Here is a 17,772-nt window from a genome sequence, read left to right as displayed (position 1 = left end):
TGAAACCAACATCAGAGAGTACCGGATCATGGTTGTGAAGCAAGCTAACGCTGCTAACTTTAAAGTAGCTCAAGCTAACAACGTAGGAATAAACAACTACGACAGTGTGCCGATTGGCTTCGATTTCAGTAAAGCTCTAAGACCTGATACAAGAGATGTTGACGATCAGCCGATTAAAAATATGGTGGATTATCAAGTATTCGTCTTGTCCGTAAGCAACAATGGAAACAACGCGCTATCAACGCTATCCGCACCATCCGCACCGATTAAACTTACGGGCACCACGGTAACGGTTCCTTCGGATGTGTATGCCGGGATTGAAAGCACCAACGGGAATGGCAGTGATGTTGTCGTTAGATTCTCTCCTGCTACAGGTAGCATTAATGAATACCGAATCATGGTGGTACCATCAGATCAAGGATTTGGATTGGATGATGCCAATAGAATAACCGATAGAAATTGGTACACTTCAGTTGCAGCAACAAACAGCAAGGTAGAGACAACTCTGTCTGCTAGTGTAAAAGATGTAAATGGTGAGGATGTTAAATCCGGATATAAATACAAAGTATTCGTTCTTGTGGTAGCAGATGGTACAGTTTCCACTACAAACGCTATGTCTAAATCGTCCAAAGAGTTTGAAATCCCGAACCCGATCCAAACCACAGCCCTTACAGCCAAATTGGATGCAAGCGGGAAACTTCAAGTTGATTTCAAAAAAGCTGTCAATGAAACGAGTATCGATGCCTATCGTGTATTGTTTGTTGAGAAATCACAGATGAAGGACTTCAACCTGCAAATAGCAGCAGAAGCAGCTGGCAAAGAAGATACGAAAGCCACCATCAAGCCAACAAATAAAGATATCTCGACTCTCATTGATATCCCAACCAAGGATGTTTCAGGCAAGGATATTACAGCATATACGGAGTACGCCGTATATGTTTACTCCGTGCCAAACAAAAGATGTGAAGAAAGCTTCAAGTGCGCAGTCCGCTACACCGCTCTCTTTACCATCTAAAACTTTGATATTAAAGACAGGAACTCCTGCTCCAACAACTCCTTAAGCAAGCGATTTGTGTAATCGAAGCGGCTGGCTTCCAGCCAAACATCGCGCTTAAATCCCAAGAAGCTGTCCTCCCGGTCAACCTTGACCTTGAGGGACAGCTTCTTTTTTCTTCCTCGCACCGTACCTCCCTCTTTTCTAGAACTTCTCATCACTATAACTAATTTCTGCATGATTTTCGGATAAATTAGTCGGGTACTTCCGAATGGTAAAATATGATAATTTATTAATTAGAAAGCGTTTTCAATCTATTTATTGACAGTATGTCCAGATTCGATTTAAGGAGGTGAAGTCTAACCCCTGAAAGCCCCTAGCGGGACGGGAGCTGAAAATTCCACCGTCTGATGAGCGCATCATGAAGTTTTATCAGCAAACAGCTCTTGACCACTTCATTACAAAGGAGATGCTAATGATAAACTTAACAAAGAAATCTTTACTGTCCTTCACGCTGATCGCCGCTATGCTGTTCTCACTAATTCCATCCTTAACATCAGCAGCAGAGGCAGACCAAATCAGCCCGCTGAGCAGCGGTCCCCAAGCTTACGTCAATGCTATGCAGCCGGGCTGGAATCTGGGTAATTCGCTTGATTCCGTCGGGTCCGATGAGACCGCTTGGGGAAATCCGCGCATCACCAAGGCTCTGATCGATCAAATCGCGGCTCAAGGCTATAAGAGCATCCGAATTCCCGTAACCTGGAATAACCAAATCGGCAGCGCACCGAATTACACCATCAATGCCTCCTACATGAATCGTGTACAGGAGGTTGTGGATTGGGCGCTTGACGCCAATTTGTATGTCATGATCAATGTTCATCACGATTCATGGTTATGGATCAGCCATATGGAGAACAACCGCAATGAGGTTGTAGCCAAGTACAACGCCGTCTGGACCCAAATCGCCAATCGTTTCAAGAACCATTCCAGCAAACTGATGTTTGAAAGCGTCAATGAACCCCGCTTCTCGGATGGCGGTACCACCAGCGAAACCAAGGCCTTTCAGATGCTGGATGAGCTCAATGTCTCATTCCACCGGATTGTACGCAGCTCTGGAGCGCAGAACGCTGTACGCCCGCTTGTGCTGTCTACCCTGGAAGCTTCGCCGACCCAGACCAGAATGAACGAGCTCTACAACACCATGACCAAACTGAATGATTCCAATCTCATTGCCACCGTTCATTATTATGGATTCTGGCCGTTTAGCGTTAATATTGCGGGATACACTCGCTTTGAAACCGATACCCGAAACGACATCGACCAGACATTCAACAACGTGTACAACACCTTTATTGCCAGAGGTATTCCTGTCATCCTGGGTGAATATGGACTGCTTGGCTTCGATCAGAACACCGGGGTCATTGAGCAGGGGGAAAAACTGAAGTTTTTTGAATACCTGACCTATTATCTCAAGCAGAAAAACATCACACATATGTTATGGGATAACGGCCAGCACTTCAATCGAACGGCCTTCACCTGGTCCGATCCCGAGCTTTATAACATGATGAAGGCGGGTTGGAGCGGACGCTCCTCTACGGCTGACACGGATCTTGTATTCGTGAAAAAAGGGGCGGCTGTCCAGGACAAAAGCATTCCGTTGAACCTTAACGGCAACACGTTATCCGAGATCCGCACGAACGGACAGCTCTTAACAGCCGGACAGGACTACGTCTTAAGCGGAAATTCCATCACTTTTAAATCCGGACTGCTAACCAGATTGACCTCTTCGGGCCAGCTCGGCGTAAATGCCGTACTGACGGCCAAGTTCAACCGTGGAGCGGATTGGAACTTCAGGGTCATTCAGAACGATAAACCTGTGCTGCGCAGCACGCAGGGCTCCACTGCTTCCTTCAGCATTCCAACCACCTTCAATGGGGATCAGCTTGCTACGATGGAGGCCGTATATGCCACGGGTGGGAATGCAGGGCCACAGGACTGGACCTCCTTCAAGGAGTTTGAGTATACCTTCTCTCCATCCTATGCCAGCGGTGAAATCAAACTGAAGCCGGCCTTCTTCAATGAAGTCCGAGACGGCGAGATCATTCTCAAATTCCATTTCTGGAGCGGGGAGATCATCACCTACAAAATCACAAAAAACGGCAGCAGCGTCACCGGAAACGTATCATAAACGACATATCACCAATAACAACGGCCTGCCGGAAATTCTTCCAGCAGGCCGTTGTCCTCATTCTATCCAGCGAAATTTCTAGCCGAGGGGCGACAGCAGCATGCTGTATGGTTCCTGTATTTTATCCAACAGTAGAATGAACAAAAGCTCAAGTGATATCACTTGAGCTCTCATCTTATCATGCTTCAACTATACTTTTTTTTCAGCCAGAAATTTATCGATAATCCCCGATATCATATGCATGCTCACGGGTTTACTTACATACTCATCCATGCCCATTTCTAAATACCTCTCGCGATCACCTTTAATCGCATGGGCTGTCACCGCCACGATATATGGATCTCTTTCGGATGATATGGATTCTTTAATAGCCTTGACCGCATCCATTCCATCCATGAACGGCATTTGGATATCCATGAACACAATATCATACGGATGACGTTTAAATGCCTCAACGGCCTCAAGTCCATTCTGGACCGTGGTGGAATTGTATCCCAGCTTCTCAAGCATTTTCTTAAGGACCAGCTGATTAACCTCATTATCCTCTGCGATCAAAATTCTAAGTTCATTGCCGGAAACATGATTCTCTTGGATGGTCCCGTTGTTCTGTATACCGCCAGCATTTGTTTTAAATGAGAAATCAACCGTAAACGCAAACACAGATCCTGACCCGTTAAGATTCCGTTCGTACCATATATCCCCGCCCATCAGTTTAACGAGCTTTTTACAGATAGCCAGACCCAATCCGGTTCCCTCCACCTTCCGGGTCATATAATGATCCACTTGATAGAAGGGTTCAAATAAATGGGCAACCTTCTCTTCTGGCACGCCAATGCCCGTATCCACAACGGAGAATTGGATAAGGGGCGGATTACCTTCATGGTTGAGGCACTGAACCGAGATGGAGACTGCGCCATTGGGTGTAAACTTGATTGCATTGCTAAGCAGGTTCATCAATACCTGTCGAAGCTTGGTCACATCCCCATGGACCTGATCCGGTACTTCGGAGGCTACGGAAGTGGTCACCTCGATATTTTTCTCTAGCGCCTTCGGCAGAATCATGTTCATGGTTTCGGACAGAGCGATCCTTAGACTAAATGTTTCTTCCACCAGTTCGGTTCTGCCTGATTCGATTTTTGAAAAATCTAAAATATCATTGATTATGTTCAGAAGGGTTGTCCCGCTTTTCTTGATGATCTGAACATAATCCCGCTGCTCCTCGTCAAGCTCTGTCTCCAGTATCAAGTCCGTCATCCCGATGACGCCGTTCATCGGTGTGCGTATCTCATGGCTCATCATGGCGAGGAACTCGCTCTTCGCCTTGTTGGTCTTCTCGGCCGCTTCCTTCTCGATGATCAGCCGCTTCTGCTCCGTCATGTCCTTGGCAATGATGTAGAAGCCCACGTTTTGGTTATGAATGACGATCGGCGCCAATGTGGCCAGCACTTCAACCGTATGCCCATCCCTGTGATGGATACCGTTAATCCCTTTCTCGACAGCAACATAATCAGCCGCGGAAGAGAGTATCCGGGAAAGGTTGCGTTCACCGATTAAACGCGAGATCTTCGTTCCGATTAATTCCGGAATTTTAAAACCGGTCAGCTGTTCTGCCATCTGGTTCCCGTTAATGATCTTTCCTTCCAGGTTGAAGGAGATAATCGCATCGTGGTTATATTTTTTCAGCGAGGTATAGCGCTCTATGCTTTCCTGCAGCCTTTGCTCGGCGACTTTACTATCAGTAATATCAACGATTTGCGAAATGAAAAATAAAGGGGTATTCTCCTTGTCATCCCGAACCAGGGATACGTGCATCGATGCCCAGATCTGATTGCCGTCTTTATGTGAGAATTGTTTCTCAACCGCTATGGTTGAGGACGTATCATCCAGGGAATGGAGCAGCTTCTCTTTATTATTAATGCAATTAGAATAAACATAATCGGATGCCGGCTGTGCCATTAATTCTTCCTCTGTGTAGCCGAACATTTTGCAAGCCGCAGGATTTACGCTGATCCAATGCCCTTCTACCGTAACCAGGGCAATGCCAATTGGGGCACTTTTGTAAACATGTTCAAACAAAGCTTGATGGCCAAAAATATTGACATCACTCATACTCTGCACCTCCTGATATCGATTATTATACATCAGCATGTTCAAAATGGGGACTTTTCAGGGATTTATCGTTGGAATTAATCTTCGAGTAGGATCAGTCGGCTATCGGTATACCATACAATAGACGCCGTGTTCTGCGTGTTCGTCAATTTAACAATCGTTTCTTGATAGTCATAGGATCTATTCAGTCGGAGAGCCTCATCCGTCAGCCCCATATCTGCCATGCCCTTCACTACACATTCCCTTAATAGCGGACGATCCAGCAAATGCCTGGATTGAGCGTCCCTGATAAAGGCAAGTCTGGATTCAACCGTAGCAGTCTTGAAAAAAAGTTCCACGTCCTCCGGATCTGGTCCATCTTTCATCGCATCAATCATCAGCCGCTCGTGCTTGTGCTCTGATGAGGTCTGAACAATTCCGATCGGGTATCTTGTCGGATAGACTACTTCTGCTTGACGTCTCTGCTCCAACCCTTCTATGTATTCCGACATATCCGCAATGGGCTCAAGGGCAAATCGCTGCTGTAATTTGTGCTTGGCCCGAACAACGCTCTCTTGAACATCCTCTACTTCCCGGTTGATTATATAAGAGGCATAGTGGCTAGTTTCGGGAAAGTAGTGGTATAGTATACTGTTCTCTGTATATACCACGCGCAAGAATTCGTGAATATTAGCTGCTACAATCCAAACCTCCTGATCCATATTCATAGGAGACACACATACGATGTACGCTTGCTCTAAATCAGCAGCCAATCCGAAATCTGTTAAGAATCCATAATGTATTCCATCTACTCCGCAAGATGCAAACGGAATTACATCAGGCGGGGTCGACATATAGCGGATATCCTCTTGTGTCATGATCAAGCCCAAATTGAAATCAAGTGATAAGTCCTCCGCACGCAGTTCCTGTTCAAATTCAAACAGCTCCCTGACCGTTTCAGGAACAGCGTATTTGCCATAGTAATTCAAGTTCAGTTGATTCATATTCGTATCCACTCCATCCCTTTTTTGCGCGACAACTCGCTAATATGCATATAAAGCAGTCCCCTTTATTCAGTTACCCGTATTTTAATCCGTCACATCATGTGAAGGTCAATCCTGATGAAACTTTTATTTTAAATAATCCCAAACAGCATAAATCCGATGATGTTGATCGCCAGATTGGCAAACATATGGACCATCCAGGACGCATAAATGTTGCCGTTTCGCTCATTCAGCCAGTTGAACAGGAGTCCCGCCACAAACAAACTGACAATGAGCAGCAGGAACAGCTCTACGGAGAACCAGCTGGTCATCATGGCAATATGATACACGGCAAATGCCCCTGCACTGAACAGATAAGCAAACCTGCGTCCAACCTGTTCCTTCAGCGTGAAAAAAGCAAACCCCCGGAAAAAGAACTCCTCCAGCAGCGAATTGACAATCGATATATAAATAGCTACGAAGATGAAGTTGCCTGCATCTACCCCGAGGTTATTCTGCAGAGCTTCCGTTACCTTGGAAAAATCAAAGAACGGCCCGATTAAGAAGTATCCGCCCAGGATCAAGGCAAATACGCCGAGTCCCAGCAGCAGAGACCTCGAAAGCCCTTTTCTCTCGAAGGTAAACAGCCTGCGAAACGGTATCCCGCCCGTGATTAAGGCATAACCGATCGGCAGCGTCAGAAACAACATGACCTTGATAATGGATTTGACCGCGTAATCCGGACGGATTACCGCATCGACAAAACTCATGGCCAGGCAGCTCAGCACCATAATCGCTATGACGGAAATGATCTTTTTTCTGGATCTCATATCGTATCTCCTTCGGCTGCTTATCGCAGTTTTCGCTATATAAGAGTTCTATGTACGGAGCATAATGCCCTCTACCAAAAAAAAGAAAGCCTCTGATACAATGATCAGAGGCTTTCCACTGTTCTCTTATGATACATAGCGGCCAAGCGCCGCTTGATATACACTCTTAGGCCGGAGTCCGATTAGTTTGTCCGTCGGTTCTCCGTTATGAAACACAATCACCGTCGGCATGGACATGATGCCGAATTGGGCAGCAAGCTCCGGGGATTCGTCGCAATCCACCTGATAGATATCGAGGCGACCCGCTTCCTCATGACTCAGTTCTTCGAGAATGGGGAGCAGCACTTTGCAGGGCGGGCACCATGTGGCCCCGAATTCAACAAGAGTGACTCCGTTGGGTTTGATCGCGCTTTGAAAGCTTGATGACTCTAATCGTGGTAAACTCATTTGTTTTCCTCCGCTTCTTCCGATTTTCGTTCGTCCAGAATCGATTGCATGCGTTCCTCCAGATTTGTCTTGATATGATTCAACTGGTGGATTTGCGCCTCGATCTCTGCGATTTTTTGCCGAAAAATCGGAAACACCTCCGTACAAAACGCCTCTTTGTTCTTCAAGACGCAGTGCAGGAACCCGGCGATCTGCTCGGTAGACAATCCAAGATTCAGATACAACTGGATGGTTCGCACCTGATCCTCGGCAAGTACCGAATATTCCCGATATCCGTTTTCGTTTCGAGCCGGCGTAAGCAGCCCTTGCTGTTCGTAGTAACGAAGCGAACGAATGCTGACGCCGGTACGGGCGGCAAGTTCTCCGATTTTCATGCTTTCACGCCTCCTGGATGAACGATTGAATTCCATTGTAAACCCTGACACTAGTGTGAGGGTCAAGCGTATTTCGCCCATTCGAATCGTCCATTATTTAGAATCGATGATTGCATCGTCTATTTTTCATTTTCTTTTCTTGGATTTGCTTCTAGAGTCCTTGCGAAGCTGGGGCCGGCGATACGGCGGCACATGCTGGAGCATCGTGTGGAACACGGTTCCCCACTGCTCCTCGTTCAGCTGACCCATGGGAAGCTCACGATCCACTCTCAGCAACTTGACCAGCCTGGCTATCTGGGGAGGGGTGAATATCTCCGATAGCGCTGCGTATAACGGCAGCTTCGGGTCCCGTAATCCATAGGTTGCCAGCGCCGAGAACATCTGGTGATGCTGCGGGGAAACAAGCGGCTGTTCCCTCCGGCGGATGGAGAGGATGGCTGAATCCACCTTGGGCGGCGGTGCAAAATGATCGGGCGATACCGTCCGAACGAGCCGGATCTCATACTGCATCCTCCAGTTTAAAATTCGCGGATTTCGAATGGAGTGCGATGTGAATCCTTTTGCCGCTCCCTTTTCCACCAAGATTACGGCTCTCTGCATCGGAACTGCCGGATGGAGCAGCTTCCCGAAGATCGGCGTTGTGATCGAATAAGGGATATTGGCGACTACAACAAAGGGTTTCGAGGGCAACGATGTTTCAAGGAAATCGCACTGCTTGACCTCAATATTGCCCCTTTCCCCCATTTTGTCCAACAATTTATGGATAAGTACTGAATCGATCTCAATAGCAAGCACCTTGGCCGCTTTCTCTGCCAGCGGAAAAGTCAGCGCCCCGGCACCTGCTCCGATATCAAGAACGGTTTCATGAGGATGAATCCGAGCCAAATCGATCATATCATGAATCAAACGTTTGCTGATGATCATATTTTGCGACGGGAAGTTTGAAGATGTCTTCAACGGATCCCGATGATTTTTATTTTTTTTAAACACAAAAAAGCACCTCATTCATTTGTATAGTAATGAAAAAGGTACAGCACAAATAATCCTTCACATTTTCACGAGAAAATGCCTGGAATTAGCTGGTCTGTACCGTCATTAGCGAATACGCATGAATGAAATGCCACACATGTAAATGGAATCCTCCTTGCTGCTGCCAGATAAAATGTAACAACCACAGTGTAGCACAGGCAGTCATTGAGCTCACGGGGACGTTCTATTAAAAAGATTCTTTACCACCCAAGGCAGGTCATAAATATGGTAAGTTGAAGAAGACGTAATCTGAATACCGATATCGACACAGATTGGTGTTCTGGCAGAACTTGAAGGGGAGACGGATATGGGACTCTATTTCACGAACGAAACCATCGAAGCGGATAGCGGGGACAACAACTATGTAAGAAACCAAATGATTGAATTTAATCTGAACCATTTTCCGGACGACTTAAAAGGCAGGTACCAGGAAATAAACTTGTTGTTAAGGAATGCGGACGGTGAGATCTTGGGCGGGATTGTTGGGGAAATATGCTGGAACTGGCTGGAGATCCACTATCTGTTTGTGGATGAGCGATTCCGTAAATCGGGGGTACGGACGCCAAGCTGTTAAGCGAGGTGGAAAACATGGCGAGAGAGAAACAATGCGAATTCGTGAAATTGGACACGCTGAGCTTTCAAGCCTTGGATTTTTACATCAAGCAGGGTTATGAAATATACGGCAAGATCGAGAATGCCGGCCGGCATACGCATTACTACATGAAAAAGGATCTTTAAAAATAAAAAGAAGAAACAGCTAAGCGCTGCCTTCCCTCTCAGCTCTCAGCCGATTTCTTCTTTTTCGATTTGCTTGCTGCCTTTTTAACTCGTCTTGAAATGCTTCAATCCCGCTGAACGCGGGGTAAAAGCCGATATGTTTCTTAAACGCCGCAAAATGCACCAGATTCCCGTGAAAGTCGAAGGTAGGCATCTGGTAGCTGATTTTTTCTCTGGCTTCTGGAGCCGACTCCCTGATTACATTCCTTAATGTCTGAAGGATGCTTTGCACCTCCGGCGTACAGCTCGTGATGTACTCGTCGGGGATGCTTTCACAATATCCGGGACTTTTCAATTACAAACAGGGGTTAACACCTTACATACTTGCGTTTGAAACCAAGCTTCCCTCTCTCAACTTCTTTTCTAATATTCTCGGAAGCATGGAGGAATTTGCTCTTCCCCTTGTCCCGATTGATTTCGACCGGGCCTATTGCCTCTGCGATCTTCACCGCCTTATCATGGAGCGGCAAATAAGATATGGCCACGGTGTAAATGAAAGTATTCATTGCAGACTTCGTTCGGTCCGGTGAATCGTGAATGGTTTTTTGCACCAGTTCGAGCATGTCCGAGATTTTGCCTTCCGGGAACTCGCGATCCGGTCTGCTGCCGAGCAGCCAGCAGTAACAGCTCCATCCTGCTGACATTCTCAGCTCTTCGCCGCTTGCGATCCATTGATCCGCGACTTCTTGAGCAATATTTGTCTCTGCCAACGTAACGGCAACCACATAATCGGACAGCATATAAAAATAAGCTGCATCCATCCAACGATCAAAATCCGCTGCAGTCATCGCTTGAGGGTCTGCAATGATGCCGGCAAAGTACATGGCGTCGTAGTTACCGGTGGCGTAAAGCTGCTCAGCCAAAGGCTGATTGATTTTGATTGTCTTGGCCATCGGCTTCATGGCGCCTGTCGCCACGCCAAAGAGCGGTTCATACGCCCCATTGGACAGGTACATTTTCTTGAGTCGTTCCTTGCCGAGTCCTTCAAGCTCCAGCATAACGGATTCTACATTCATGGTTCGACACTCACTTCCTTCATTGGCTTAATATACGGCTGCCGGATAAGCGACCCAGCATTTCACATGACTTGAGTGTACATGAACAATGACGGGTAAGCCTAGTCCCCCCTTGGTGGAAAATAGTTCTGGATTAAAAAACGGCAATCGCTCCCGATTGGAATATCGGGAAACGATCGCCGGCTGTAGAAGTTATATAGCCTCCGGTTGCTCCGTTTGAACTTTCGGTGTCACCACCGACACAAGAAGTTCGTTGGCCGAAGAGATCGGCACCACGCCTCCTGGCAGCTTGAGCTCCCCGACATGTAAAGAATCCCCGATCTCCAGTTCACTGATATCAATTGGAATGGCGGCAGGAATATGGTCCGGGAAGGATTCAATCTCGATGAACGTGCTTTGGATTTGGACAACTCCTCCAGCCTTGGCTCCCTTCGCGGTGCCAATGTAATCGAGATTAACTCTCGTGCGCACAACTTCGTTTATATGGATACGTAAAAAGTCGACATGAATGTATTCACGAGTTACGGGATCACGCTGAACGGACTCCAGCAATACGAGAATTGGCTCCTGATTGTCCAAACAAAGCTCAAGGATCCCTCCCTTGCCGTTCCTTGCCCATTTGCCGAACTCACTGGCTGACAGCTGAATCATCATATTATCTTCCCCTGCGCCAAATACAATCGCCGGGATTAGTCCCGATAGGCGAAGCTGCTTCAGTCCGGTTTTGTTCATAACAGCGCGCGTTTCTGCTCGTAAATTTACTCTCATCTCAACAACACTCCTCAGATTATTATGATTTGGGTCCACTCATCCATCAATCGTCCATCATGAACTACGGATTTCTCCCCCCGTAGCAGGGAAAGCGGGAGCACCATTGCATCACCTCCAAATAGACATTTAATGTTAAACGCCTTAAATACGCGAGAAGGCACCTCGTCCCAAGGGAACGAAATGCCTAATTACTTGGTACCATATCATAGAAAAGGGCAATTGTCGAACGCATCAGACTATAGAACAATCGAAATGTTCAAATTCCTACTTATCGGCAAGAAACAGCCTGTTATGTTTATTGAAAAAATCAAAGTACACTTTGGTGTTTTCCAATTCCCACCATTGCTTGATGTCGACTGGATTCGTGTCTAAATCATATATTTTGGTAAACTCCATCGCCAGTAAAAACGGGGAGTGCGTTGCAATGATAAATTGACATCCGCAATAGTGAGCCATTTGCTCTAACATCTTGACAAGTTCAAGCTGCATTTTAGGAGACAGACTGTTCTCCGGTTCATCCAAGCAATACAATGTGTCATTTTTTAATTTGGAATTGAAATAACTCAGGGCTGTCTCGCCGTTGCTGTTCAGCTTAACCTCAGTGCCGGCGACTCTGCGAATAAACTCCCTGCGTGAGACTGATTTTTTTCTTGAAAGCACCTGTAACCTCAGTGCTTCATAATCGTCCATGCTATTCATTTTCACTGTTTTGCCATATTTCAGATTTCCGTTACGATCTCCCCATTCCAATCTGATATCTTCGGTGCTATCTGCGATTTCCTCGTTGTTTGTGCGGACTGTAAGCATATAATCAAAAACATCATCACTTGTGATGATTCTGCTTCCATTTGGAATTCGATATTTAAATCCCTCATCGTCAAATCCAAGTTCAAATTTACAATGTTCAACGTATAAATCAAACATTTCACTTGAATTGAATGGTGCAATACGGTTGAGTTCCAATCGATTTGCTATAAGGTTTAGGAGCGTACTTTTTCCCGAGCCGTTTCCTCCATATAAAATAGTTATTTTTGAAAAACTCAATTCGGAGAACTGACTTTTCGAGAAAATGCCGCATGGGTAAGTATTATCGATATATCCAAATTTACCGCCATTTTCTACCATTCGTTGCTGTATCAACGAGGATTCTTCATCAATGGGTAATATGAATTTATCTAGATACATGTCACTCCTCCTTCATACATCGAATCTGCTCTGTGTTGATTATACAGTGTGAACATGCTCCGAGTGATATCTACAGATTTCTATTCACGTAAAAAGACTGTCGACAAGTACTTTTAGTTTAATATTACTTAACCCGATATTGCTTAGCAATACGTTGACCTTGTTTAATTTTCGCCCACTGTTCGTCTTCCGTTAATTCATTCCCGCCAACCCAGGAAGCTTCTTATAGACAACGATTCAATGAGAAGCTCTCAGGCGCTGCGTAGCATATTGAGTATGCGTGTTAGTTCGGTAGGCCTTCAAACTATGGGCGCACGTCTTCACTGGAGCATGAAAAACTCCGGAATATTTCCGTCTTGGCCGCTTCTTACTGTCCCGGAAACTCTTATTTTTCACCTAATGTTCCACTAGCTTACTTTACTGCTAATTTAGAAGCGGCTTTAGTTGAAGGTGCGAACAGATACCCGAGATTACTTTATAAGGAACAACACTAACTAAGTTAATTTCTGCAATAGAGTCTTTTATAAAAAGTGCATATCATCTTTTCAAGCAACAAAAAAGAGGGGCCTTGGCCCCTCTTTATCTTTTTCAAGTCCAAGATGTTCTAAATAAATTGGACGAAATTCGCAGCATCCGGGAGTTCGCCTCATCTTCCGCTCCGTTGCTGTATGCGTCAATACTACTCAACTATTATTATTTCCCGACCAACAGTTGAGTAGTATTCACATGTGTCGATCCATCAAGATGGCTATTCCGAATGCTTGTTATCGATAAGTCCAGCCTTCTCCAGCATCCGCTGAACGATGACCGCCGTTTCCGCTCTGGTGATGTCGCTTTTCGGCTGTAGCCCTGCGTCGGATCCGCTCACAAGTCCCATTTTCACCGTAGCTGCGACCGCTTGTTGGGCCCAAATAGCTACCGAAGCGCGGTCCGCGAACTTTGAGAGTGCAGCATCCGCTTCCGCTACGCTGAGGCTCGTGTCTAATCCTGCAAGCTTCATGGCCCGTGCAATCATGACCATCGCCTCTTCGCGGGTGATCGTCTCCGCCGGGTGGAATGTTCCGTCCTCGTCCCCCGCGGTGATGCCATATTCCTGCGCCGTCGCTACCGCTCCGGCATACCAGTCACCGGATTTCACATCCTCGAACACAGATTTTACTCCATTGTTTGTCAGTCCCAGCGCCCGCACGATAATCGCCGCGAATTCCGCGCGCGTGATAGCTGCGTTGGGCAGATAATGAGTTGCATCAACCCCGTTCACTACCATTCGTGACGCCATGTCATTGACTGCTGCTTGAGACCAATGTCCCTCCACATCCGCAAACCTCATCGGATGCCAAATCAGTGAGTACGTGCTGTTCGTCATACTACTCGCAACTGAGTAATACTTCCCATCTCGTAAAGTTAAATTAGTAGGTACATGTCGGACTCTCCCATTTGCTTCTAACACAATGGCCGTTGTGACCTTGTTCGGATCGACTCCTTCCGGCAACGGAATTTCACGCTCTACATAGGACGTAAACTTGTCTAAGTTCACTGTCTTCCCCTTGTACGAGGCCGTTATCGTAAAATCAACGGGCGGAAACATTACGGTAAATCGTCCTTTTTTTGACGTGTTTTCCAAAAGTCTTATTTTATCTATCCCGCTCTTCGCAATATCCACATGCACCATGACGTCCTTCAGCACCACCGGGTCTCCAAGCTGTGCCGAAAAACGATCCATCCCGAGTTCCGTCGCAGGCAACTTGTAGTTTCCGTTAGATGTGTGAACCTCTATTATAGCTTGCTTGTTCTTTAGGGATTCCACCGCTTCCCCGGTCAGCGCCACGGTGACTTTATCGGCGCTCGAATTCACGGCAATCACGATTACTGGCTTATCTACTTCTTTCGCCAGTGCCTCAGACAGTTTTGCTGCATCGATGGTAACCGACTGCACGGTCAGTCCATTGTCGGTCGTGATGGCATCTGTCGTGATTCCCTCTTGCATCTGGCCATTGATGGTCACATGAATGTTATTTTGCGTCTTCGGAACATTTATTGGGTTGTGGTTGAACGGCGGGTTCGTAGTTGAAGGAGTGCCACCGGATGAATTTGGAGGAGTGCTGCCCGTTCTGGGTGTCGCACTCGCTTCGTTGGAGTAGCCGCTATCTCCTGACTCGTTGCTTGCCATCACCGCAAAATAATATGTTGTCTCGTTCGTCAGACCTGTCGCTGTATAGCTGGTCCGTACGTACCGTACGTACGGTCGATAGTCGTTGTAGTACGTATACACCACGAAGCCGTCCCTCCGTAGACACTGTAGGTAACTGTTCCGGGCACGCCGCTCCAGCTTAATTCAACTTGTTCGTTCCCGGCTGTTGCAGTCAATCCCGTTGGAGTCCCTGGCGGGGTCGAATCACTTACGGTTATCGATAGAGTCTGTGCCGCTCCCCTGCTGAATGTAAACGTCAGGTTCACTGTACCCACTGACTGCGCAGCAAGGTACTCCTTCTTGATCGTCACTGTGTTCCCGCCTGAAACGGTATAGTCCGTTCCCGGCACCAAAGTCTCCGTTCCAAACGTAATGCTGCTCAGCGTATTGCCATATAGCGTCCATGTTGTCGTCACATCCGTATAGGATGCGGCTTCGGCATATTTGTCAAAGCTCGCGATCGCCGGACTGATCATATTCTCTGGCAACACGTTAAAAGCGTAGGCATCGGCTATTCCAGCCGAAACGCCATTTCCCTGAGCCTCAAAGGCTAAAACATAAAGTACATGCTGTCCGTATGGCAGCGAGGTCAACGTTCCAGTCCAGTTACCTCCGGACGGACTCGCCTTCACCCAAGCACCTTCCGTATGATCGAGCTGGAAGTAAACGCCTTGTACCTCCGGGGAATAGGGGCTGTAGGTATTAGACACTTCGAAAGTAAACGTCGTATCCGGACCGTAAGCAATGTTGCCGGACAATGGTGAAATCGCAACAGTCAATGGATTCGTTGTACGCCCGGCAAAATCAAACGTACTCACATTGTTACTGTCAATATTGGCGACATAGACTTTGTTCGTCACTGGATTCACCGCCACCCCCACAGGTCCTTTTCCCGCCAGTACGGCCGTAGACGTGTTGCTCTCACCGTCAATGATGCTCATGGTATCGTTGACAATATTGGCGACATAAATTTTGTTCGTCACCGGATTCACCGCGACGGCCCTTGGCCCATATCCCACTGCTACTGTCGTCGTCCCGTTGTTCTCACCGTCAATGACAGTCACATTGCCGATGAAATTATTGGTGACATAGATTTTGTTCGTTACCGGATTCACCGCGACGGCATTAGTAACGTTTCCCGTTGCTACCGTTGTCGTCTCGTTGCTCGCGCCATCTATGACAGTTACGTAGTAGATCTTATCACTGGTCACATAGATTTTGTTCGTCACCGGATTCACCGCGATTGCCCCTGGCCCATATCCTGTTGCTACTGTCGTCGTCTCGTTGTTTGTACCGTCAATAACCGTCACATTGTGGCTTTCCGTATTACTGACATAGATTTTGTTCGTTACTGGATTCACATCGATTGCAGAAGGACCGGCTCCTGCATCTACCGTTGTCGTCTCGTTGCTCGCACCATCAATGACCGTCACGCTGTTGCTACCACTATTGGCAACATAGATTTTGTTTGTTACTGGGTTCACCACGACTTTCGCTGGATAAATTCCTGTTGCTATCGTTGTCGTCTCGTTGCTCACCCCATCAATGACAGTTATAGTGTTGCTGTCAGAATTGGTGACATAGATTTTGTTCGTTACTGTATTCACCGCGACGGCAGTAGGATTAACTCCCACTGCTAAAGTCGTCGTCTCGTTGCTCGCACCGTCAATGACCGTCACGCTGTGGCTGCGAATATTGGCGACATAAATTTTGTTCGTCACCGGATTCACCGCGACGGAAATAGGACCGTCTTCCGCCTCTACCGTCGTCGGTGTGTAGCTCGCACCGTCAATGACCGTCACGGTGTCGCTCATTTGATTAGCGACATAGATTTTATTCGTAACCGGGTTCACCGCGACCGCAACAGGAAAATCTCCCGCTGCTATCGTCGTCATTGCCGTGTCGCTCTCCCCGTCAATGACCGTCACTTTATCGTCTTCATTGGCGACATAGATCTTGTTCGTCACCGGGTTCACCGCCACGGCCTCAGGACGGTATCCTGCCCCTACCGTAGTCATTGCCTTGTCGGTCGCTCCGTCAATGATCGTCACGTTATTGCTGCTCGTATTGGCGACATAGATTTTGTTCGTCACCGGGTTCACCGCGACCCCCCAAGGAGCACTTCCTACCTTTTCCGATGACATGATCGTGTCGCTCGCGCCGTCAATGACCGACACAGTACTGCTGTAAATATTGTTGACGTAGATTTTGTTCGTCACCGGGTTCACCGCGACTCTAGAAGGACGGACGTCCGTCACTAATGTCTTCTTGTAGGTCGAGCCTTCAATGACAGTCACGGTGTCGTCTACTTGATTGGCGACATAGGCTTTGTTCGTCACTGAGTTTACCGCGACTGCAACAGGTTTATTTCCTACCTTTACCTCTGTCGTTTCGTTGCTCATGCCGTCAATGATCGTCACGGTGTTGCTATTAACATTAACGACATAAATTTTGTTCGTCACCGTGTTCACTTCGACTGAAGTAGGAGAGGACCCTACTGCTACCTTTGTCGTCACCGTGTCGCTCTCCCCGTCAATGACAGCTACTTTCTGTTCGCCAAGGGTGACATAGATTTTGTTCGTCACCGGGTTCACCGAGACTTTTTCAGGATTTTTGCCTACCTCTATAGTCTTCGACTTATTGGTCGCTCCGTCAATGATCGTCATGTTGTGGCTGAGTTTATTGACTACATAAATTTTGTTCGTTACCGGATTCACCGCGACTGAATAAGGCAAACGACCTGTTTCCACGTTTTTCAAACTCGTATCTGCCGAAGTCGACTCGGGTGCCGCAAAAAATGCTGCAATCAGAAGAATGATTAAGACAATCTTCAGAATCCGACTCCGTCTAATCGATAACACGACATATATCACTCCCATCTTTTCAATTATTCAGCAGT

At 47.1% G+C, this 17,772-nt stretch carries 14 protein-coding genes and 2 pseudogenes; 3 read left to right on the top strand and 13 right to left on the bottom strand.

Features of this window, described 5'->3' with window-relative positions:
* Nucleotides 1-28: 28 nt before the first annotated feature.
* Nucleotides 29-1,015 carry a hypothetical protein gene (locus tag PVOR_RS31505; RefSeq protein WP_006208610.1) on the top strand — a complete coding sequence of 329 codons (987 nt, stop codon included), beginning with the start codon at nt 29-31 and terminating at the stop codon, nt 1,013-1,015.
* On the opposite strand, the gene PVOR_RS30975 is transcribed toward PVOR_RS31505, so the two are convergent.
* Complete coding sequence (locus PVOR_RS30975; protein ID WP_006208609.1) at nt 1,012-1,182, bottom strand: hypothetical protein; 171 nt, start codon at nt 1,180-1,182, stop codon at nt 1,012-1,014. The two genes, PVOR_RS31505 and PVOR_RS30975, sit on opposite strands and share 4 nt — an antisense overlap.
* A gap of 287 nt (nt 1,183-1,469) precedes the next feature.
* Between PVOR_RS30975 and PVOR_RS07825 the strand changes: the two genes are divergently transcribed.
* Nucleotides 1,470-3,182, top strand: a complete 1,713-nt coding sequence (locus PVOR_RS07825; RefSeq protein WP_006208608.1) for a cellulase family glycosylhydrolase — start codon at nt 1,470-1,472, stop codon at nt 3,180-3,182.
* Nucleotides 3,183-3,371: 189 nt separating this feature from the next.
* Here PVOR_RS07825 and PVOR_RS07820 read toward each other — a convergent pair whose 3' ends face one another.
* The 6 genes from PVOR_RS07820 to erm all read right to left on the bottom strand — a co-directional run bounded on the left by PVOR_RS07820 (nt 3,372) and on the right by erm (nt 8,894).
* A complete protein-coding gene (locus tag PVOR_RS07820; RefSeq protein ID WP_006208607.1) occupies nt 3,372-5,291 on the bottom strand; it encodes a PAS domain S-box protein in 1,920 nt (639 codons plus the stop codon).
* Nucleotides 5,292-5,368: 77 nt separating this feature from the next.
* Nucleotides 5,369-6,274, bottom strand: a complete 906-nt coding sequence (locus tag PVOR_RS07815) for a hypothetical protein (protein ID WP_006208606.1) — start codon at nt 6,272-6,274, stop codon at nt 5,369-5,371.
* 131 nt (nt 6,275-6,405) lie between these two features.
* Nucleotides 6,406-7,083, bottom strand: coding sequence for a CPBP family intramembrane glutamic endopeptidase (locus tag PVOR_RS07810; RefSeq protein WP_006208605.1), 678 nt, complete (start codon nt 7,081-7,083; stop codon nt 6,406-6,408).
* A 126-nt stretch (nt 7,084-7,209) separates the two neighbouring features.
* Nucleotides 7,210-7,530, bottom strand: coding sequence for a thioredoxin family protein (locus PVOR_RS07805; protein ID WP_006208604.1), 321 nt, complete (start codon nt 7,528-7,530; stop codon nt 7,210-7,212).
* Nucleotides 7,527-7,904, bottom strand: a complete 378-nt coding sequence (locus PVOR_RS07800) for a MerR family DNA-binding transcriptional regulator (protein ID WP_006208603.1) — start codon at nt 7,902-7,904, stop codon at nt 7,527-7,529. The genes PVOR_RS07805 and PVOR_RS07800 overlap by 4 nt, the downstream gene beginning before the upstream one ends.
* A gap of 126 nt (nt 7,905-8,030) precedes the next feature.
* Nucleotides 8,031-8,894: a 23S ribosomal RNA methyltransferase Erm gene (gene erm / locus PVOR_RS07795; RefSeq protein WP_006208602.1), complete on the bottom strand. Its 864-nt coding sequence runs from the start codon at nt 8,892-8,894 to the stop codon at nt 8,031-8,033.
* A 346-nt stretch (nt 8,895-9,240) separates the two neighbouring features.
* Here erm and PVOR_RS07790 point away from each other — a divergent pair.
* Nucleotides 9,241-9,671: pseudogene (locus PVOR_RS07790) on the top strand (GNAT family N-acetyltransferase).
* 64 nt (nt 9,672-9,735) lie between these two features.
* On the opposite strand, the pseudogene PVOR_RS07785 reads toward PVOR_RS07790, so the two are convergent.
* The 6 genes and pseudogenes from PVOR_RS07785 to PVOR_RS29125 form a co-directional block, all read right to left on the bottom strand.
* Nucleotides 9,736-10,005, bottom strand: a pseudogene (locus PVOR_RS07785) (iron chaperone); the annotation flags it as partial.
* Nucleotides 10,006-10,018: 13 nt separating this feature from the next.
* Entirely contained in the window at nt 10,019-10,726 is a 708-nt protein-coding gene (locus tag PVOR_RS07780; RefSeq protein WP_006208600.1) for a DNA alkylation repair protein, read from the bottom strand.
* Nucleotides 10,727-10,918: 192 nt separating this feature from the next.
* Nucleotides 10,919-11,494: a 50S ribosomal protein L25 gene (locus PVOR_RS07775; protein ID WP_006208599.1), complete on the bottom strand. Its 576-nt coding sequence runs from the start codon at nt 11,492-11,494 to the stop codon at nt 10,919-10,921.
* Between the two features lie 267 nt (nt 11,495-11,761).
* Complete coding sequence (locus tag PVOR_RS07770) at nt 11,762-12,682, bottom strand: AAA family ATPase (protein WP_006208597.1); 921 nt, start codon at nt 12,680-12,682, stop codon at nt 11,762-11,764.
* A gap of 748 nt (nt 12,683-13,430) precedes the next feature.
* Nucleotides 13,431-14,957 (bottom strand): S-layer homology domain-containing protein, encoded by a 1,527-nt coding sequence (locus PVOR_RS07765; RefSeq protein ID WP_006208596.1) that lies wholly within the window; start codon nt 14,955-14,957, stop codon nt 13,431-13,433.
* Nucleotides 14,882-17,734: a X2-like carbohydrate binding domain-containing protein gene (locus PVOR_RS29125; RefSeq protein WP_006208595.1), complete on the bottom strand. Its 2,853-nt coding sequence runs from the start codon at nt 17,732-17,734 to the stop codon at nt 14,882-14,884. Before PVOR_RS29125 ends, PVOR_RS07765 begins: the two co-directional genes overlap by 76 nt.
* Nucleotides 17,735-17,772: the final 38 nt, after the last annotated feature.

Origin of the sequence: Paenibacillus vortex V453 (assembly GCF_000193415.1) — a bacterium.
GTDB classification, from domain to species: domain Bacteria; phylum Bacillota; class Bacilli; order Paenibacillales; family Paenibacillaceae; genus Paenibacillus_AQ; species Paenibacillus_AQ glucanolyticus.
This window is presented reverse-complemented; position numbering and strand designations above follow the sequence as displayed.